Below are 19,276 nucleotides of genomic sequence, written 5' to 3' on the forward strand. Positions count from 1 at the left end.
GTTTCCTAAAGAACATTATGCCCTTTTTAAAAGTAAGTAACAACCGTCTTACATGGACATCCTATGAAAATCGCATGACAATCTTATGACATTGTTGGCTTTTGGCACTTTTTAAATATGTTATACTGGAAGAACGGCTTTTTTAGGGTAATTCCACATACGTCCGGTTCGCGCCGGACCCGACAGCTTAGAAAGGAAGTGAAGAGCACATTGACCAATTGGAAAATCAATCTCATTGTGCTTTGGTTCGGGCAGTTCTTGGTCAACTCCGGAATGACCATGATCACCCCGTTCCTGACATTGTATTTGGCGCAGGACCTGAATGTCGTAGGAGACCGGGAGATAGGCGTATGGGCCGGATTGATCTTTGCGGCCAACTTCCTGACCTCGTTTATTTTTCAGCCGATCTGGGGAAAAGTCGCCGATAAGTACGGACGCAAAATCATGCTGCTGCGCTCGGGCTTCGGCATGGCGCTTGTCATCGCATGCATGGGCTTTGCCACCCATCCGTGGCATCTGCTGGCTCTTCGGCTGCTGAACGGTACCATATCGGGATTTAACCCTGCGGCGATATCGCTCGTATCGGGCACGACGCCCAAGAATCGGATGGGGTTTGCGATGGGCATCATGCAATCCGGACAAGTCGCCGGCACCATACTCGGTCCGTTGATCGGCGGACTCATGGCCAGCTGGGTCGGCTTCCGGCCGATTTTCTATATTACAGGCGGGTTAATCTTTACGGCCTCGCTGCTCGCCTTGTTCCTCGTCAAGGAAAACTTCAACCGCGAGCGGGCGGCCAAGGCGCCGCAGCCATCGGTTATCGCCGGGCTCAAGGAGCTGAGCCACATTCCGCAGCTGCCGGCGTTATTCGCCGTCACGTTTCTGCTTCAATTCGCGATGATCAGCCCTATGGCGCTGCTCCCGCTGTATGTTCAGAAGCTTCATGGATCCGCGGTGGATATCGCGATATGGGCCGGATTCGTCGTGGCGGTCACGGGGCTGTCGAACATGATCGCCTCCCCGATTCTCGGCAAGCTCAGCGACAAGGTCGGCGCGCACCGCATACTGACGTACGCCTTGATCGGTACGGGACTTACGTTGATCCCGCAAGCCTTCGTGCAATCCGTGTGGCAGCTGATCATCGTGCGGTTCATGATGGGCGTGTTCATGGGCGGGCTGCTGCCAAGCGTCAACGCGCTGATTCGCTCCTACACGCCGGACGGCATGGAAAGCCGCTCCTTCGGCTTCAACACAAGCTCGCTTGCGCTTGGCAACATGCTGGGCGCGGTGATCGGCGGATTCTTATCCGGATTCATCGGAATCGAAGGATTGTTCATTACATCCGGCTGTCTGCTGATCATCAATATGTTATGGGTGAGACGGAAACTGTTCTCGCATAAGACTTCGCCCAAATACCGTTGAGCCTGCCAGCAGAATAACAGCAACCGTCTTATCCAAAAAGGGGCTGTCCCGTGGTCTAACCGACCCGAGGACAGCCCCTTTGTGTTATCTGTTTCATCCCTTCACGCGCGCAAGGATCAGCCCGTCATAGGCGGGCAGCAGCGTGCTGATCAGCCTCTCGTCCGTCGCGATGATTTCATTAAAACGGCGGACGGCCTGAACCGAAGGACCGTTCTTCTCCGAGTTCAGCGTCCGGCCCCGCAAAAAGCAGTTGTCTCCGGCAATGAGGGCACCGGGATTGGCAAGCTCCATGGCATATTCCAAGTACAGAGGATAGTTCTCCTTATCCGCATCAATAAAGAAAAAATCGAATGTCCGCCCTTCCTGCTTCAAAACCTCCAGACTATCCGCCGCCGGACCGATGCGGTACTCCACCTGATCCTTGAATCCGGCCTTCTCCAGATGACGTCCTGCGAGTGCCGCGTATTCTTCCTTCAGCTCTAAGGACGTGAGCTTGCCGTCGGCTGCAAGTCCGCGGCACAAACAGATGCCGCTATATCCGCCAAGGGCGCCGATTTCGAGAATATTCTTTGCGCCGGCAGTCTGTACCAGCATGGTCAGCAGCCGGCCGTATGCCGGTGCCACCGAAACCTCCGGCATCCCGTGCTCGCGGATGGCTTCTATTACAAGCTGAAGCTCTTCATCTTCAGGGTATAATTGGTTAACATAATCATCAGGGGTCGTAAGCAATGAAGCTGCCTCCTTTTTCTAATAACATGCCTTGACTCCGTTAAACCTAACGAGAACTATCATATGATAATTGTCTTAGCCAATGCAATCGCCTATACTATATAGATTGAACCGGCGGCGACTCTCGCCGTACACATGTTAAATGGAGTTGACATCGTTAATGCCTCGATTACAATTGATCGCGACGGCCCCGATGGGGCTGGAAGCCGTCGTTGCCCGCGAGTTGAAAGAGCTCGGGTATGCCGACATGGAAGTAGAGAATGGAAGAGTTACCTTTTCGGGTGACCTGATCGATATTTGCCGCTGCAATCTATGGCTCCGGACGTCGGACCGAATCCTCGTCAAGATGGGGGAATTTACGGCCCTTACCTTCGACGAGCTCTTTGAAGGAACCAAAGCGCTGCCGTGGGAGGAATGGATTCCGGCGGATGGCGAATTCCCCGTGGAAGGACGTTCCCATAAATCGCAGCTTAGCAGCGTTCCCGCCTGTCAGGGCATCGTGAAAAAAGCTATCGTGGAGAAGCTGAAGCTCTCGCACCGCACGGAATGGTTCCCCGAGAACGGTCCCCGTTATGTAGTCGAGATATCTCTCTTGAAGGATCGAGCCATCCTGACGCTGGATACGACAGGGCCAGCCCTGCATAAACGAGGTTACCGCAAGCTGGTGACGGAAGCTCCGCTGAAAGAAACGATGGCTTCCGCCCTGCTGCAGTTAAGCCGCTGGGGCCCGCATCGCCCGCTGTATGACCCGTGCTGCGGTTCGGGCACGATCCTGATTGAAGCCGCCATGATGGCCTGGAACATTGCGCCTGGCCTGCGCCGTTCGTTCCCGTCCGAGCACTGGGATATCATTGGAGACAGCCTGTGGGAGGATGCGCGCGAGGAGGCGTTTGATGCGGTAAAGGACGATATTCCGCTCCATATCGCAGGAAGCGATATCGACCCGAAAGCCATCGAAGTAGCCAAAGCCGCTGCCAAAAGCGCGGGCCTTGCCGGCGAAATCGACTTCAGGGTCCTTCCAGCGGCCAAAGCCATTCCTGATGGCGAATTCGGCTGTATGATCACTAATCCGCCTTATGGCGAACGGTTAAGCGAGAAAGAGGAAGTTGAACGTTTGATCCGCCAATTCGGCTCCGTCATGCATTCGCTTCCGACCTGGTCCTTCTTCGCGATCAGCCCGACCAAGCAATTCGAGCATTACTTCGGCCGCAAGGCGGACAAGCGCCGCAAGCTGTTCAACGGCCGGATCGAGTGCCAGTATTATCAATATCTGGGGCCCTTGCCACCGCGCAACAAATCGGCGGAATAACGTCATGACGCCGCTTGAACCGCCGCCTTCGGGCGGCTTTTTTGGCTGCATCGCCGTTTGAATTCATGCCGGGCCAAGCTATAATTAGAAAAGCGTCTATCGACGTTCTTGCATAGAAATCAGACAACGTTTCGAGAATGTTACAGTTTTAGATAAAGGAGGATAACCTCGTGCTCTCATCGCCGTCATGGATCGATATCCGCAGCCGGGTCTCCAGAGGACTGCATTACCGGTACACCGCCTATCTGTTATTCCTTATCCTCATGATGTACAAGCTGATCATGCTGGATCATCAGCTTCATATTGCCAACATGAAGCTGGACCGGGCCGACTATGTGATCGCCGTCGGCTCGCTCCTGCTGATCTCCTTCTGGACCTTATGGCTCCCGGCAAGAGGCCGGCTTGCTTCATTAACCCTACTGAATCTGGTATGGACGGGGATCCTGTACGCCGATTTAATCTATTACCGGTACTTCGATGATTTCATAACGGTGCCGGTGCTCATGCAAGCCGGGCAAGTCGGCTCGCTCGGAGACAGCATCCGTTCCCTTATACACGGCGTCGACCTGTTCTTTTTTATCGATTGGGTTGTCATCGTCCCGTTTACGGCCGTGATGGTGTTCCGCAAACGGAGAACGACCTTCCAAACGTACGGGTTCCCGGGTGAATTTCAGCGGCATCGGAGGAAACGGGTGTTTGGCCGGTTGGCAGCTGGTGCGCTCGTCTTCTTCCTTGGCATGGTGATGACTTTCGTTCCCATCAAGAAAGCGTCCGATACTTGGGCTGTCGGCCTCTTTGAAGGCAATTGGTGGAATATTACGCTATATAACGTGACGGGACTGATCGGTTTTCACGGATATGATCTGTACCGTTACGGCCGGGATCATCTCATCGGCCAGCCGAAGCTGGCAGAGGAAGAGGTCAACCAGGTCAAGGCATGGTTTGATGCCAAGCATGGGAAAGCATCCGGAACCGGGGCTTTGTTCGGCAAGTATAAAGGCAGCAACGTCATCATGATCCAGACGGAGGCCTTCATGAATTTTGTCATTGGCCAGTCGATTGGGGGGCAGGAAATTACCCCCAACTTCAACCGTTTGATGAAGGACAGCATGTATTTCAGCAATTTCTACCATCAAACCGGGCAAGGACGAACGTCCGATGCGGACTTTGTCACGCACAGCTCCCTGCTTCCCCTGCCCACGGGTTCCGTGTTTACGCGATATGCCGACCGCGAGTACGATACTCTTCCGGAGATTCTGAAGGAGCAGGGTTATGCAGCAAACGTGTTCCATGCCTATGACAGCAGCTTCTGGAACCGGACGACGATGTATCGGGAAATGAACTATGACCGTTTTTACAGCAAGAAGGATTATGAAATGAACGATGTGCTCGGATGGTCGCTGAGCGACAAAGCATTCTTCGCGCAATCGCTGGATCGTATGAAAGGCATCGAGCAGCCCTTCTATTCCTTCCTGATTACGTTAACGAGCCATCATCCGTATTATGTCCCGAAGGATGCCCGCAAGCTGGATACTGGAGAGTTTGAAGGCACGATGTTCGGGGATTATCTGCAGTCGATCCATTATGTGGACGAAGCCTTCGGCCAGTTCGAGGAGCAGATGAAGCAGCAAGGGCTGTGGGATAATACCATACTGCTCATCTACGGCGATCACGATAATTCGATCAAGGAAATATCGGACTATGAGAAGTTTCTTGGACGGGATCTGAACGCACTCGACATGGAACAGATCATGAACCAGGTCCCCCTGCTCATTCGCCTGCCTGACGGCGGGAATGCCGGAGTATATCCCGAGGCCGCCGGCATGATGAACGTGACGCCGAGCATCCTTCATCTTCTCGGCGTATCGGAAGCGCCGTATTACTGGATCGGGGGCCATCTGTTTGATGATAAGCCGCGTCTGATTCCGCTGCGCAGCGGCGCTTTTTCCGAAGAGAAGGTGTTCTACCTGCCTTCTGAAACGGCCGGGCTGGAAGGTGGAACCTGTTATGATCTGACAACGCGTCAGCCAACCGATATCCAGGCCTGCCGTGACGGGTACGACGAAACCCGGAAGCAGCTGCAAATCTCGGACCAAGTCATCACGTACGATCTTTTGAAGTTATTTAAAGCACAGGGCAAGGGTGAAACGGAGTAACAGAACAGCTTCGGATTTAGGTTCGACCTAAGGACCCAGGCGCCCCACTTAACCAAAAAAACAGGCTGATCATGATGATCAGCCTGTTTTTTAATGCGATTTTCGATAAGACCATGTCCCCTTACAAGAAGACCCTTATTCTTGCCGCCTGCTTCTTCCCCCTGCCCAATAGGACACTGACTCGAGTCGGTTTCCCTATCTTGGCAAACGCTTCACCACATATCACCTGAGCTTCTTCTAGGATGGCCGCCCCAGCTTCATATAAGTTGGCCAAAAAGCCCGTTCAAAGCTTGAAAGCTCTGGAACGGGCTTGCACAGGATGATTTACTTTTTAGCCGAACGAAGCTTGGACAGGCGTTCCTTCTCTTCACCTAACAACTCTTCCGCCAATTCCACGGCGTTTCGGTTCCCCTGCTCAATCACCTGAGCGACCGCTTGCTCTGTATGGGATAACGAATTCTCCGCTTGCTGAATTAACTGTTCCGTCGGATGGGACATGGCCGAGGATACGGCCCGGTGCAGTTTCTCCACGGAATCTAACGCGCTGTTGCTTGGACTGTTGGAGTGAAGACTGGAATCGTGACTGTTCATGACGGATGCTCCCTTCTAAAGTCATTGTTCCTGTTGCCCTCTTAGCATGGATGGCTGAGCCAGGAACTATACCCGTAGAAATGGGAAATCCATGAATCTTCATTTGGGGGCCCGAACAGCCCGTTGGTTACTTCACAAACGGCAGCGCCTTCGCCAGCACTTCATCCTCTGTAGGTGCGCTGACATAACGGCCGTTGATATAAATGAATGCGCGTTTGCCGCAAGGACCGCAATAGGATTTGCAGCCGATCTTAATGTCGGCATCCGGCACCATTTTCTGAATCTTCGGGATGATTGTCTTCAATTTCGTATGCCTGCATTTCTCGCAGACGCGAATATCATTAGCCATTATTCATTACCTTCTTTGTTCTGAAGTATCCTAGTGGTCGCCGTGATTCCCTTGGGATGGATTCGTAATGACAAAGCCTTCCTCGGGAAAATAAAGATAGTCGATTTTGACGCCGTCCAGAAAAGGTTGTCCAGCCTCCAAAATGACGTCGATCTCTTTATCCGTCGATACGACGACATCGCTTTCCTTAGGTGTGTCCAGATCCAGTCCATAGTGGGCATGATCGCCATGCGCATGGGTAACCAGCACGCGAAGTTTCTTGTCCTTGTTTTCTTCCTTGTCCAGCTCTCGCTTTATCACTTTGGCCGCATTGCGGGTAATTTTACATTTCACGTATATTCATCTCCTCACGGATGTTTCATTCAATATGTTATTGTAGACCCCTGCCGACTTTTTCGCAAGGGTTCTATCCGTATTGCCGCTGCCCGAAGGCCGCTTACCTTGCGCGCTTGACCGTGCCTTGATTCTCACCGAGCAAACCCGGATATTTCCGTTCGACGCGGGATACGAACCAGTTCATCAGCAGCATCGTGACTCCGATATCATCGATCGGCAGGAAAGGCATGAAATCCGGCAGTACCCAGTACAGCGCAACCGGAACCATGAATAACAGCTTGTCCCCTAAAGCAACCCGGGAAGAGGCCAAGTACCCGAATATCCGCTGGAATACGTGCGACCAGCGCCGAAGCGACCATAATCTTCTCCACTTCATGGTGTATACCTCCATTCCAATTGCATGAATATATATTACCCAATTCCTGAATCTCTAAGAAATCCCGGCCATTCCTATGCGGCCCGCAATCAATCAGAGGGCGAAAAGAGGCCACTGCCTTGATCCATGACAAGCAGCGGCCGATTCTTCTATCTTTGTATACGTTTAGGAATGCTTCTCGTTTCATTATCAGGTTATTCCAAAGACATGAACGCCGACAGGATCGATCCCACCTCGACGCACAGGTCCTCGAAATCCTCAAGCGGCAGCGGATTAATCCCATAACCGATCTCCACCGTAAAGCCCGGTCTCCTGAAATGCTGGATGAACCAATCCTTGTAGCCCGCATCGCTCCCCTGAAGCTTCACCGGCCTGTAACCGCCCGCCTGACCCATTATTCTGGCCATGTTCTCGCTTTCCGGAGGTTCGTAGTCCCTGTAATTCCAATAAATTTCCCTGCCTTGGCTGTGAAGGGAAACGGCTCGTTCCGGAGAGATCGACAGGGTATGCTGATAGACGGCGTCGGCTTCCGGCTCGCTCAGCGGCTTAGCCCCCGCATAATCCTGCGGAGAAGGACGCGTTTTGCCCCTGCGAGCAACCTCCTCGTTCCAATGGGCCGGGAATTGGTCCCCCAAATCCACGCCGTTGATATTCGCCTTCCATCGGCGAAAGTCCTCGCGACCGCCATTCCATTCCAGCAGACGTTCATAATATGGTTGAGAAGGTGTGATTCCTTCTTGTACGAGCTCTACCCCGTCCGGGTTTGCCATCGGGACAACCCACAGCGTATAGTCCCGGTACCAGGCCGTCGGTTCCTGATGATAAACCGTTGAATCTTGGACCAACGCTCTGCCGTACTCCTCCATGAATCGCATCAGACAAGGAGTGGTGATCCATTCATTGGCATGCAGCGCCGCATTCATGTGAAGATTCTTCGGGCCTTTGCCGATTTTGGCCGCATATATGGGTTTTCCGAGCACGCTCCGTCCGATGACGCTCCACTCGATGGCAGGGTAATGCAGCTGCATCTCTTGGATATCGCGCTCCAGATCCCCCGGTCCATACTCGCCGGATAACCGTATCAAATGCTTTTGCGTCGGGCCCGGCAGAACGATCGTTTTTCCTCGGGGCAGCTGATTGGCCGATAAACCGGGATTCAATTCTTCCAAGGCTTCCTTGCGAAACCGGAACGCACTGGCAATACGATCAAACGTATCATGCTCCTGAATGACATACCGCCGGCGCAGCGATGCAGGAAGATAGAGCATTTGTCCCTGCTGGAGATACGGCTGTTGGGCGGCCCATGGATTTGCCGTAATCAGCTGTTCATACGCCAGACCGTATCTGGCAGCCACGCGTCTTAATGTATCGCCTTTCTGTACGACATATTGCTGCATAATGGATTCCTTTCCGCGGCTAAGCCGCTTCAATTAGCGTCCAATCCATGTATATGAGCAGCCGCTTGTCCGACATGAATGATGCAGCCGATCGAAACGGCGCCAAGCCCCTTCCTATCGTATGAAGGCGATCGTGAAACCAAAGAAAGGCAGGAAAGGGCCTCATCCCTTGTCCTGCCTGCCTTGCATTCTCGTATTCGTAATCATTTTAATAAGCTTTAAAGTATGAACCGCGAATTATAGCTTCGTAATCTGCCATACCACCGGCGTCCGCTTGATATGCTCACCAAGCCATTCGGTTGCAATGCTCTGAAAAATCTCCGGATCTCCTGTACAGAAAAATTGATGCACCGGCCCTTCCATGCTGCTCGCGAGCTGGCCTTTATCGTACAGAATCGTGCTGACTTCGCGTGCCGTCTCATCGGCGGAGCTGATCAGCTTCACATTCGGCCCCATGACGGTTTGAATCGTATTCATGAGAAACGGATAGTGGGTACACCCCAGGATCAGGCAATCAATGGAGGTATCCTTGATGCCTCGTAGCGATCGCTCCACCACCTGCAGGGAATCCTTGGACCGGAACAATCCGTGTTCGACGAGCGGTACCAGTTCGGGGCAGGCTTGACTCTCTACCCCGATATATGGCGACAGCTGTTTCAGAGCCGCTGTATACGCTCCGCTGCCAATGGTTCCGACCGTACCGATCACGCCGACGTGTCCGGTCTTCGTTGCGCTTATGGCGGCTCGTGCCCCTGGATGAATGACACCGATGACCGGCACAGGCACTTTGGACGAAATATAATCAAGCGCCGCCGCCGTTGCCGTATTACAGGCGATAACGATCATTTTGGGATCATATTGAATTAAATAATCTACGATTTGCTCCGTAAATAAACGGACTTCTTCCGGTGTACGGGGTCCGTAGGGTGCGCGGGCTGTATCTCCGAAATAAATAATCTTCTCTCTCGGGAGCTGTCTCATCACTTCTTTGGCGACAGTCAGCCCGCCCACACCCGAGTCTAGTATTGCGATTGCTTGCTGCACGAACCCACCGCTTCCTTCTTGTCAAATTCATGGTTTACAGTGATACCATATGTCATTTCGGATCGAAATGTACCTTAAATCTTACCCCAATTCCCCCCTATCTTCAACAAGGGCGCCGTTGTGAAAAACCTTGGATACAATGTTCAAGCAATTGTAGGACTCTTGCTCCAGATGCGGAGCTTAGGTAGTTTATACTATAGTAAGCGCGCGTATAGAAAAGGAGAATCTCACGTGAATGACAGCATACATCGCACCGGCCTTTTTCAGGCTGCGGAGCAGTTTATCGGGCTCTGTTATGCAGAGTTAAACCGGACCGGGGAAGAAGTGCAGTCCCGGATCAGCGACATCCGCTCACAGATCGAGCGGACAGGTACATATGAACATACGCTAGAGGAACTGACGCACGGGGCCAAAATGGCCTGGCGAAACAGCAACCGCTGTATCGGGAGACTGTTTTGGGATCGTCTGAAGGTCATTGATGCCAGACACTTAACGGAGACCTCCGACATCTTTTCGGCGCTTCTCCACCATATCGAGAGTGCCACCAATGGCGGAAAGATCATACCTACGATTACCATTTTCAGAGCTGCACGTCCCGGGGAAGCTCCCCTAATGATCAAAAACCATCAATTGATTCGGTATGCGGGTTACGAAACGCCCGACGGCACGATTGGCGACCCGGCTTCGATCGCCTTCACGAAGGAATGCATGGAGATGGGTTGGCAGGGTGACTTGACCGCCCATGATGTGCTGCCGCTGGTGGTGCAGCAGGGGAATGAGCCGCCCGAGTGGCTGCCGATACCGAAATCCTCCGTGCTGGAGGTCTGCCTGGAGCATCCTGATCTTCCGGAGCTTAAAGAGGAAGGGTTAAAATGGTACGGGGTGCCTCTCATCTCGGACATGCTGCTTGAGATCGGGGGCGTTACGTATACGGCCGCTCCGTTCAACGGATGGTATATGGGAACCGAAATCGGTGCCCGCAACCTCGCAGACGAGGCCCGTTACAACAAGCTTCCGCTCATCGCCAAGCTGATGGGACTGGAGACTTCAAGCGAAGCCACCTTGTGGAGGGATCGTGCACTGGTCGAACTCAATGTGGCCGTGCTTTATTCCTACAAAAAGGGGGGCGTCAGCATCGTGGACCATCACTCGGCTGCAGCCCAGTTCGGTCTGTTCGAACGGCGTGAAGCGCAGGCCGGGCGCGAGCTTACCGGAGACTGGAGCTGGCTGATTCCTCCGGTTTCGCCGGCCACCACGCATATTTTTCATGCATCCTATCATAATGACATGCGTTCGCCGAATTTCCATTATAGGAACAAGGAACAATAATCCCGCCTGACCATGCTAAACACTAAACGCAGCAAAGCCGGGGCGTTTGGCGCCGCCCCGGCTTTTCATGTATTTTGGCGTGATCCATATTCCCGTAATCGATGTGCTGAAGACTGATGATCCTGGTTTTAATCGTTGATCTTCTCTTCCGAAACAGAGGGCACATACGCCTCTTCTTCAAAATCCTCATCAAACGAGGACACCTGTGCGATTTCCTCTTCTGCCAGCCAGCTCTCCTGCCGGTTCCGCCAGGACTGAATGTCGGAGATGACATGCTCGGCACGATCCGTCATGATGCCGATCAGATTAACGCCCTGCTCTCCTACCTTCTCCGCTGCCTCCTGCACCTTGGCACCGATTCCGCGTGCGCCGTCAGCAATGTCATCCCGAAGCTCTTTGCCGGATTTCGGAGCCAGAAGAAGTGCGGTAACAGAACCTGCAACACTGCCGATCAATACTCCCCAGAGGAGTCCTTTGCTCTTCTCTTTCATATCCCATCTCTCCTTCTATTTGGCTTGCCCTTCGCCGGACTTGGAGGCATATTTGTTCCAGGAATGCCAGAGCGTCATCCCGGCATCCACCCAACGGAACATCTCCCCGATCTGCCGTTCATTATCGAGGCGAGCACGTTCCAGATGCTCAATGGCCGTTATGGAAGCTTTTTTCCCCACAGCATGAACCGCATCGGCCGTCTTGGCTACGGCTGTCGCTGCACTGGACATGGAAGCGGTAAAAGCTTCGCCGGCTGCCAGCTGACGCTGTATCATCTCCAAAGAGACGGAAGCCTGCTCAAGCACTTGCGAAGCCTCCTGTGCCAATCGGGCGCTGTCTTCTTCAAGCCGGCCCAGCAGGGTCTCAGCCCGCCGCATCAGCTTTCTAATCGACAGCATCATGACCACCGCGGCAACCGCGATCAGCACGATGCCGGCGGCAGCGGCCAGCGCACTCCATTCTGTCATCGGGAACTCCTCCTTTCGTCCGACCGGGCGAATGCCTAGTCGCTTGATGCATTATAAGCAGGATGGGCTTGTCTTGACACAACATCGGCGATCTTTTTATTGCGGCCAGAGAACAACGAATATCCCCGCCCGCTCAAGGAACATGCCGGCAACGGTACGAATTCAACAAAAAACAGACCGGTCAGAGGATTTCCCTGAAGGTCTGTTCTTCCATGAGTCATATAGATGAGCGAGCCCATGCGGGCATGGGAGATATCATTCAAGCTAAGCTAAGCAGCCATCAGTACAGTTCGTTCTTTAAATATTCGCGAACGTTTCCCGCAAACTGCTCCAGCACATCGGGCAGCACGGGCGTTAAAGAATGCAACGCCTGCCGGTCCCAATCATAGTAGTCCTGTACGAGCGGCTTACGTAAACGAACCAGCTCCATCAGAACCTTATGAACCTCTTGCGGAAACACCTTTTCCTCATGATTGATATCCATGATATCTTCGTAACTGCTGGCATCCCGCATAATAAATCCGTCGATCAGGTAGCTGCCCACATCCGTGACGACCTCGATCGCCAGATGAAGCGCACGCTCCTGAACCAGGCCCAGCACCAGGCCTCCGTCCCACGATTGCGCCGCGGCCCGCAAACCTTCCGCAATGTCCGGAATTGCGTTCAGCCGCCGTTCAATTTGCTCTTGATTCACATAATACACCGCAAATCTCCTCCAGCCTGTTGTTGTAAGTCTATCTACGCCTACACTTCAAAATCAACGCTAAGCGTATGATCTTTCACCGTATTGATGTATTGGATCACTTCCTGGTGTACGGGGTGAACGGCATAAGCCTGCAAATCTTCAAGATTGTCCACTTCAACGATCAAAGCCAAATCATAAGAGCGCTCGGAGCGGATCACATCGGCACCCGCTTCAAGGGATCTCAGCATCGGAATTTTCCCGTCCATGTCGCGCAGCACCTGCACGGTTTTCTCAATATTCTCTGCGGTTGGATCCTTCAATTTGAAAAAAACAATATGTTTAATCATCGTCCGTTCCTCCATCTCTAGCATATATGTAATCTCTCGTATCTATCATACCCCGTTCGACCGGAAAAAGAAATCGCTCCCACGAACATGAGGAACATACAAGGCTCGCCAGATATAACCAAACAGGAGCACCAACTGGACGGCGCCAGAACGTGCTCCTGAATGAACATCCTATTAAAATGCCAGCGATTTGGATTTATGCGCTAAATATGGTTCAGCATGTTCCGGGCAATCCAGACCCCGGCGGCTCCTGCCTGAGCAAGCCCTCGGGTAATTCCGGCGCCATCCCCGCCGCAATACAGCCCCTTGATCTCCGTCTCGAAGGAATCCGACAGCTTCGGCCTTGCGGAGTAAAACTTGGCCTCGACGCCGTAGAACAACGTGTGCTCCGACGCGATCCCCGGTGTGACTTGATCAAGCGCTTCAACCATCTCGATCAGACTTTTCATCGTATTGTAAGGCAGCACCAAGCCAAGATCGCCTGGAACGGCTTCCTTCAGCGTCGGCTCAAGAAACCCTTCGCGGATTCTGCCCTCGGTGGATCTCCGGCCGCGAAGCACGTCGCCGAATTTCTGCACGATGACCCCGCCGCTGGACAGATCATTCGCCCGCTTGCATATTTCGCGCGCGTATTCGTTAGGCTTATCAAACGGCTCCGTAAACTTATGGGATACCAGCAGCGCAAAGTTCGTATTGGCCGAGCCCAATGCCGGATCCTTGTAGGAATGGCCGTTAGCGGCCATGACGCCGCTGTGGTTTTCCACCACGACATGGCCGGAAGGATTACTGCAGAATGTCCGCACGCGGGTCCCGACCGAAGTGTTGAAGATGAATTTGCCTTCATACAAATGCTCGTTGATTTCACGCATGACCACATCCGAGGTTTCGACGCGCACGCCGACATCCACTTGGTTATTATGCATTTTCAATCTGCGTTTTTTAAGAATGCCGGTCAACCAGGCAGACCCGTCGCGGCCGGGGGCAACCATCACCAGATTCGCCTCATGGACCTCTCCGCCCTTCATCGCGATGCCGGTGACGCGGTGGGTGCCGTCCTCCTTGACGGTGACGATGTCCTCGACCTCCGCCCGGAATGCCATATCAATCCTTGTCTTTAAATATTCATAAATCGACTTCAGGATTTCCAAATTCTGCTCGGTTCCAAGATGTCTTACCTGTGCGCGAAGCAGCTTAAGGCCTGCTGCGTATCCTCGCTGTTCAATATCGCAGATCGCATGGGTCGTCGGATCTGTAATGGCAGGCGTCGCCCCATGCTCCAGGTTGATGGCATCCACATATTGAATGAGCTCCATGACTTTGGATCCGGGCAAATAATCGGTCATCCAGCCGCCAAACTCTGTGGTTATGTTGAATTTGCCGTCACTGTATGCCCCGGCTCCACCAAATCCGGCCGTAATCGAGCAGGCCGGCAGGCAACCGGCGAATTCCTTCCGGCCTACCGCCGGAGGACACAGCTTAATCTTCTCCTCCAGAATCGGACAGCTTCTCCGGTAAATATCATGTCCCTTGTCAACCAGCAGCACCCTGCTGCCCGGTGATTTCAATGTCAGCTCATAACATGCAAAAATTCCCGCAGGACCGGCACCAACAACGATAACATCATATTTGCTCATCATATCCCCCTGTGTGTTTGACTGTCGTTTGCGCACACCGATTTCAGGCACAAAAAAATCCTGCTCCGAATAGGTATGCTTGCGCACCCTATTCGTAGTCAGGAATTTAAGGTCCCTTGTAGAAACCCCTGAACCTTATTTTCAGGGATATACGAATAAGCCTATTTTTCTCTTCAACAACCATAGTTAATATAAAACGTAATTACGAATGAGTCAATACGAATATTTGAAATTGTTCGTCTTTTGAGATAAATTTCGATTTATCCAGGGGCATTCTCGTTAATTTTTATAAAAATACGAACAATGTTCCAACAAGACCAAATACACATTGTAGGTCTATCGAACCACCGCGCCGGCTCCATAAATCATGTAACAACGAAATGGAAACAAATGTTTAGTGATTGGCTATTGAAAAGCTAGTGTCGAATATTGTAGTATTGTGTTAAAAAAAATCGGAGGAATTATGCCTACACAACTGCAGCAAGAAAAACACTCCATTGAGGCGTGGTCCCTGATCAACCGTAAATATTTGGGGAAAGGCGTGCGAGTCAAGCGCTTTCGTCGGCCGACCCGCTGCCAAATTCGTAACCGCGTCCTGCTAGCCGTACTTATGGCCAACGATATCAAATTGTCGCAATTGGCCGAGGAACTGGGAGTATCCTCCCGTAGCGTCAGCGCCTGGGTATATGAGGGACGCGTTCCCGGAAAAAACAACCTGGAGAAAGCCTGCGACTACTTGGGTTATCCCCGCCACATTCTCTTCAGAGAAGAATTGCTGGACAAGTCGCCCTTGATCTGTCAGCCAGCGCCTTCCCGATTCATGAAACGCACCCTGACACGCTCTCCGGTCAGCAATCGGATTCTGACAGGCCTGTGCATGGTTCATGATTTGTCGGTGAGCGATGTCAGCCGCTGGATCGGCGTGCATCCCGGCACGTTCCGCAAATGGCTGCACCAAGGCACCGTACCTTCAGCAGCATTCCAGGAGAAAGCGGAACAGTTCTTTCGAATCCCTAAGTCTGTGTTATTCGCAGATTGCGCACTGAAGCAAGAGTCCCGATAAAACTACCGTTAAACCAATAACCATACTTATGATCTGACACAATTGCTCTGCTTGCCGGACTCCATTCGGCCAAGCCGGGCTTATTTTGTGTCATGGCATAGTTTGAGGTTTTCAGGGAATACAAGTAACATCGGGCATACGAAAGCATCCAGGAATGAGGTGACTGACGAATGAAGCTGCGTCAGAAGGAAATTGGCGCTTCACTGGGATTGCTGGCTGGAACGACCATGGGAAGCGGCATCGGATTCCTGCTCGGATGGCACTCCTACAATCTGATGGCCCTGGTATCCCTCTTCGGTTTTTTCGGAATTGCAGCCGGTATTTGGGCAGGCTCCCGAAGAATATTCAAAGAGCTCCCTTAAAAACCATGCGAGGCTCGTCGTTCTGCCTGATTCTTGATGAACATTTAGGCATAAGCTCAAAAAAAGCAGGCCGGTAATTTTCCGGTCTGCTTTGTTATGATTAGTTATGGGTCTTCGTCTCGTTTATAACGTACAATTTCCCAGGCTTAACGCCATCGTTTTTGAAATGTTGAACGACTCCGTCAGTGGCGGCTCTTTGGTCATGGCCTCGGGTGGTCGTATCCGGCATATCCTGAATGCTCCAGGTCTTGCCTCCGTCCTCGGTTTTGGCTTGACCGCTGAATCCCGTTTCGGGCGAGATAAAATGGAGAAAGCCGGCATTCGGCGTGCTTCCTATCCGGTTCCATGTTTCTCCGCCATCCGTCGTACGGTACAGATCGTTATTCTCCATCACGGTCCAGGCCTGCTTTCCGTTCAGCGCAAAGATTTGGCGTACTGTGCCCTTCGGCTGAGCTTGAACCTCCCATTCCGTGCCTCCGTCATCACTAAAAGCAATCCAGCCTTCTCCGCCGATCCAGCCTGAGTTATGATTAACGAGCCGGACTGCCGTCACATCCGATAAATCCACATCGGGTTCGGCCGCTGGATCTTCTTGCGTGTCTGCTGCGGAACCGTTTCCTGCGCTGCCATCCGTATGGCCTGAGGTTTCATCCGTGCCGGAAGGCGGCGCTGCCTGAGGAATATCTCCCTTGGGGGAATTCGCCGATGCTTCAGTCGGCAAAGGCCCGGCCCCATTCCCTTTATCCGATGACTGGCATCCGACAGCTACGCTGACTGCGATCAACATCATCAGCATAAAGCCCATCCTGTTTCGAGGTTTTATCATGCGATCACACCCCTTATGTTCTAAAATACCAACCGTAACGGCTATTTACGCTATTCGTCCCATTCCATCACCCTCATACGGAACGGTACCTCCTATTCAGTATAACGCGATTTCCACATGAAGAGGAACGAAAAAAGCTGTTTTCCAAGTGAATTCCACTTGAAAAACAGCTTTGCTTCATAGATGCGGTCGAGAGGACTCGAACCTCCACGGGGGTAAGCCCACACGGACCTGAACCGTGCGCGTCTGCCAATTCCGCCACGACCGCATATTATGTAAGTCGTGATCGTGTTGATCACCGTAATTAAGAGTATATTACGCCCCAAGCTAAAAAGCAAGCATTTATTCAAAAAAAATGTCGAAACCATCATTTCATCATGGTTTCGACTAATCAGGCCAGTCTCAGATCGTCCATTGATCATGTATGATGCCGGACAATACCCAACGATCCTCATACCGCTCAAACACTAGCCGCAGGCTTTCCCAGTCCATGCCCGCATAATTAGGATCAACTCCATCATAATAATACTCCACGATGCCGGCCTCTCTGTACTGGCTGCTGGCATTGTTCACCGTATTTCCTTCGCTCTTCGATTGGTTGTATCCGATCCACGGCGCCTTCGCAAAGTCCAGCGAATATATGAATTTCTTGTAATAGTCATCAAAAGTCATCGAAATCGGTTCTCCGCTGCCGTCAAACTCACCCCATCGGTAGACGGCGTCGTTGTTCAATCCCTGCCGCACCTGCTGCTTGCTGAGCGTTACGTCCTTCCGCCGGTCGACATGAGCATACGGTGAGAAGGTGATTCCGTCTGGATGAGCAAGCTCGGCCAGCTTCTCAAACTCCTTGTTTTTCAAGAACGCGATCGCTTCATCACTGATTTTGGATAGGGCGGCTTCTGCCTCTTTCGGCGTGAGCAGCGGATAAATCATAGCTTCTTTTGCCTTGTTATCCCAGGCAACCTTGCCTCCAAGCCCTTCAGCCGAGAAACGGAGCGGGATGTAAACCCGTCCCTCCCTGAGAAGAGGCGGAGCATCCAAGGTCACGACCTTGCCGTCTTTCATGGCACGGGTATGCCCAACGGTATAACTCGTTGTATGTTTGCCATTGCTCACGACCGCCGTCCGATCGGCTTGATTCCAACGCACTTCGGCACCCATTGCTGCCGAAATGCCGCGGAATGGCACCATCACCCTCCCTTGATGAATAAAAGCTGGCGAATCCAGCAGCAATTTGCCGCCATTCACCCTAACTTCAATAGGTTGGTCTGAAGATGTGCCCGAAGCCCAAACTTCTTCTCCTCCGAACTGGAAAACGGCGATCCCAATCGCTGCCGCCATGAAACCGGCCAGCAGCTTTTTCACTGCTTGACGTTTCTTCATCACGAACTCTCCCTCCTTCAGCTCAGTTCACTATTCCTTTCTCCATTTCATTATAAAACATCTATTACCCATAGACCCATCCCTAAAGCAATTGCTGCCGGTTACTCCGTACAGGCCACTGGATATGCCCTCCCCTCACGCTCCAGGTCCGCTATGGCTAACCCCCCATTATATTCACTCAACATCCCCTTTACGTCGAGAATCAGGAAAGAGGAATTGGGGCGCTGAGGAAGAATTGTCTAAGCATGAGATTACATTTCTTACGGGGGGAATTGATTTGAAACGATATGCGCTGCCGTTGTTTATCCTGATCATGAGTCTGCTTTACATTTTCTTCATTCCTTCCGAGCCCTTGCTAATCAAACTGCTGTTCAAGCTCATCCCCATGTGGCTCATCATCCTGTTTGCATATCGGCAATTCCCGCCCCGTGCCACGAAAGTTCACTATCTTCTGTTATCGGGACTGTTCTTCTGCATGATCGGTGACGGTACGCTGATCTGGTTTGTCGTCGGCCTTACCTTTTTTCTGATCGGTCACCTGTTCTATACGGCCGGCTTTCTGGGACAATGGCGATATTCGCTTCCCCGCCTCCTCAGCATTGTTCCGATTGCGGCCTATTCGGTCTGGATGGGCATTCAATTGGTGACCTCTCTCAACTCAAACGGGGAGCAGGCTTTGATATTTCCCGTCATCGCTTATATTGCGGTCATCTCGACCATGCTCTGGACCTCCGTCATGACCGGAAACCGGTTAGCCATGCTTGGAAGTCTGCTCTTTGTCATCTCGGACTCGATCCTGTCCTGGAACATGTTTGTTTCCGATATCCTTTATTCGAACGTATGGATCATGACCACGTATTATGCAGCCCAGTTTCTGATAGCCAGAAGCATCTCGGCTTTTAACTGGACGAAAGCGCGGAACAGGGGCGACTCGTCACTCAATGCTTCCGCCATCCATTAGAAAACCAAAAAAAGCCGA

The 19,276-nt window shown here is 52.3% G+C and carries 21 protein-coding genes, 1 tRNA gene and 1 riboswitch; of the genes, 7 read left to right on the forward strand and 15 right to left on the reverse strand.

The features are described from left to right. Window positions 1–210: 210 nt before the first annotated feature. Window positions 211–1,422, forward strand: a complete 1,212-nt coding sequence (locus tag MHI43_RS23450) for an MFS transporter (protein ID WP_036660192.1) — start codon at window positions 211–213, stop codon at window positions 1,420–1,422. A 93-nt stretch (window positions 1,423–1,515) separates the two neighbouring features. Here the strand turns inward: MHI43_RS23450 and MHI43_RS23455 are convergent, their stop codons facing one another. Next, window positions 1,516–2,151 (reverse strand): O-methyltransferase, encoded by a 636-nt coding sequence (locus MHI43_RS23455; RefSeq protein ID WP_015736713.1) that lies wholly within the window; start codon window positions 2,149–2,151, stop codon window positions 1,516–1,518. Window positions 2,152–2,311: 160 nt separating this feature from the next. Between MHI43_RS23455 and MHI43_RS23460 the strand changes: the two genes are divergently transcribed. After that, window positions 2,312–3,460 carry a class I SAM-dependent RNA methyltransferase gene (locus MHI43_RS23460; protein ID WP_015736714.1) on the forward strand — a complete coding sequence of 383 codons (1,149 nt, stop codon included), beginning with the start codon at window positions 2,312–2,314 and terminating at the stop codon, window positions 3,458–3,460. Between the two features lie 170 nt (window positions 3,461–3,630). Then, window positions 3,631–5,616 (forward strand): LTA synthase family protein, encoded by a 1,986-nt coding sequence (locus tag MHI43_RS23465; RefSeq protein ID WP_015736715.1) that lies wholly within the window; start codon window positions 3,631–3,633, stop codon window positions 5,614–5,616. A 324-nt stretch (window positions 5,617–5,940) separates the two neighbouring features. Here MHI43_RS23465 and MHI43_RS23470 read toward each other — a convergent pair whose 3' ends face one another. The 6 genes from MHI43_RS23470 to racE all read right to left on the reverse strand — a co-directional run bounded on the left by MHI43_RS23470 (window position 5,941) and on the right by racE (window position 9,709). Further along, window positions 5,941–6,207 (reverse strand): hypothetical protein, encoded by a 267-nt coding sequence (locus MHI43_RS23470; protein ID WP_009593780.1) that lies wholly within the window; start codon window positions 6,205–6,207, stop codon window positions 5,941–5,943. A gap of 127 nt (window positions 6,208–6,334) precedes the next feature. After that, window positions 6,335–6,556, reverse strand: coding sequence for a DUF1450 domain-containing protein (locus tag MHI43_RS23475; protein WP_015736716.1), 222 nt, complete (start codon window positions 6,554–6,556; stop codon window positions 6,335–6,337). 30 nt (window positions 6,557–6,586) lie between these two features. Continuing rightward, window positions 6,587–6,889, reverse strand: coding sequence for a heme biosynthesis protein HemY (locus MHI43_RS23480; RefSeq protein ID WP_009593786.1), 303 nt, complete (start codon window positions 6,887–6,889; stop codon window positions 6,587–6,589). Between the two features lie 103 nt (window positions 6,890–6,992). Beyond that, window positions 6,993–7,268 carry a hypothetical protein gene (locus MHI43_RS23485; protein WP_036660186.1) on the reverse strand — a complete coding sequence of 92 codons (276 nt, stop codon included), beginning with the start codon at window positions 7,266–7,268 and terminating at the stop codon, window positions 6,993–6,995. A gap of 194 nt (window positions 7,269–7,462) precedes the next feature. Next, window positions 7,463–8,665 carry a M14 family metallopeptidase gene (locus MHI43_RS23490; protein WP_036660271.1) on the reverse strand — a complete coding sequence of 401 codons (1,203 nt, stop codon included), beginning with the start codon at window positions 8,663–8,665 and terminating at the stop codon, window positions 7,463–7,465. Between the two features lie 237 nt (window positions 8,666–8,902). Beyond that, entirely contained in the window at window positions 8,903–9,709 is an 807-nt protein-coding gene (gene racE / locus MHI43_RS23495) for a glutamate racemase (RefSeq protein ID WP_009593789.1), read from the reverse strand. Between the two features lie 231 nt (window positions 9,710–9,940). On the opposite strand from racE, the gene MHI43_RS23500 reads away from it, so the two are divergent. Further along, complete coding sequence (locus MHI43_RS23500; RefSeq protein ID WP_051425284.1) at window positions 9,941–11,038, forward strand: nitric oxide synthase oxygenase; 1,098 nt, start codon at window positions 9,941–9,943, stop codon at window positions 11,036–11,038. Between the two features lie 128 nt (window positions 11,039–11,166). Here MHI43_RS23500 and MHI43_RS23505 read toward each other — a convergent pair whose 3' ends face one another. The 5 genes from MHI43_RS23505 to MHI43_RS23525 form a co-directional block, all read right to left on the reverse strand. Continuing rightward, the gene (locus tag MHI43_RS23505; protein WP_036660184.1) at window positions 11,167–11,529 is read right to left on the reverse strand and encodes a YtxH domain-containing protein; all 363 of its coding nucleotides are present in this window, start codon (window positions 11,527–11,529) and stop codon (window positions 11,167–11,169) included. A 15-nt stretch (window positions 11,530–11,544) separates the two neighbouring features. Then, on the reverse strand, window positions 11,545–11,997 hold the full coding sequence (locus tag MHI43_RS23510; protein WP_036660182.1) for a DUF948 domain-containing protein: 453 nt from the start codon (window positions 11,995–11,997) through the stop codon (window positions 11,545–11,547). A gap of 280 nt (window positions 11,998–12,277) precedes the next feature. Next, the gene (locus tag MHI43_RS23515) at window positions 12,278–12,700 is read right to left on the reverse strand and encodes a HepT-like ribonuclease domain-containing protein (protein ID WP_009593787.1); all 423 of its coding nucleotides are present in this window, start codon (window positions 12,698–12,700) and stop codon (window positions 12,278–12,280) included. A gap of 41 nt (window positions 12,701–12,741) precedes the next feature. Beyond that, window positions 12,742–13,029, reverse strand: coding sequence for a Dabb family protein (locus tag MHI43_RS23520; RefSeq protein ID WP_015736721.1), 288 nt, complete (start codon window positions 13,027–13,029; stop codon window positions 12,742–12,744). 203 nt (window positions 13,030–13,232) lie between these two features. After that, window positions 13,233–14,663, reverse strand: a complete 1,431-nt coding sequence (locus MHI43_RS23525; RefSeq protein WP_036660180.1) for an NAD(P)/FAD-dependent oxidoreductase — start codon at window positions 14,661–14,663, stop codon at window positions 13,233–13,235. Between the two features lie 75 nt (window positions 14,664–14,738). Further along, window positions 14,739–14,838, reverse strand: a riboswitch (purine riboswitch). A 288-nt stretch (window positions 14,839–15,126) separates the two neighbouring features. On the opposite strand from MHI43_RS23525, the gene MHI43_RS23530 reads away from it, so the two are divergent. Both MHI43_RS23530 and MHI43_RS23535 read left to right on the forward strand, forming a co-directional pair. Next, window positions 15,127–15,726 carry a helix-turn-helix transcriptional regulator gene (locus MHI43_RS23530; protein WP_009593788.1) on the forward strand — a complete coding sequence of 200 codons (600 nt, stop codon included), beginning with the start codon at window positions 15,127–15,129 and terminating at the stop codon, window positions 15,724–15,726. A 170-nt stretch (window positions 15,727–15,896) separates the two neighbouring features. Continuing rightward, window positions 15,897–16,088, forward strand: a complete 192-nt coding sequence (locus MHI43_RS23535) for a hypothetical protein (protein ID WP_036660178.1) — start codon at window positions 15,897–15,899, stop codon at window positions 16,086–16,088. A gap of 100 nt (window positions 16,089–16,188) precedes the next feature. On the opposite strand, the gene MHI43_RS23540 is transcribed toward MHI43_RS23535, so the two are convergent. From MHI43_RS23540 to MHI43_RS23550, 3 genes are all read right to left on the reverse strand, one after another. Continuing rightward, on the reverse strand, window positions 16,189–16,914 hold the full coding sequence (locus tag MHI43_RS23540; RefSeq protein ID WP_235201621.1) for a hypothetical protein: 726 nt from the start codon (window positions 16,912–16,914) through the stop codon (window positions 16,189–16,191). A gap of 184 nt (window positions 16,915–17,098) precedes the next feature. Next, a tRNA-Leu gene (locus MHI43_RS23545) sits at window positions 17,099–17,182 on the reverse strand. 134 nt (window positions 17,183–17,316) lie between these two features. Further along, on the reverse strand, window positions 17,317–18,297 hold the full coding sequence (locus MHI43_RS23550) for a copper amine oxidase N-terminal domain-containing protein (protein ID WP_036660175.1): 981 nt from the start codon (window positions 18,295–18,297) through the stop codon (window positions 17,317–17,319). A gap of 277 nt (window positions 18,298–18,574) precedes the next feature. On the opposite strand from MHI43_RS23550, the gene MHI43_RS23555 reads away from it, so the two are divergent. Next, a complete protein-coding gene (locus MHI43_RS23555) occupies window positions 18,575–19,258 on the forward strand; it encodes a lysoplasmalogenase (RefSeq protein WP_036660173.1) in 684 nt (227 codons plus the stop codon). The last annotated feature ends 18 nt before the right edge of the window (window positions 19,259–19,276 follow it).

Source organism: Paenibacillus sp. FSL H8-0457 (assembly GCF_038051935.1).
Taxonomy (GTDB): Bacteria; Bacillota; Bacilli; order Paenibacillales; family Paenibacillaceae; genus Paenibacillus_AQ; species Paenibacillus_AQ lautus_A.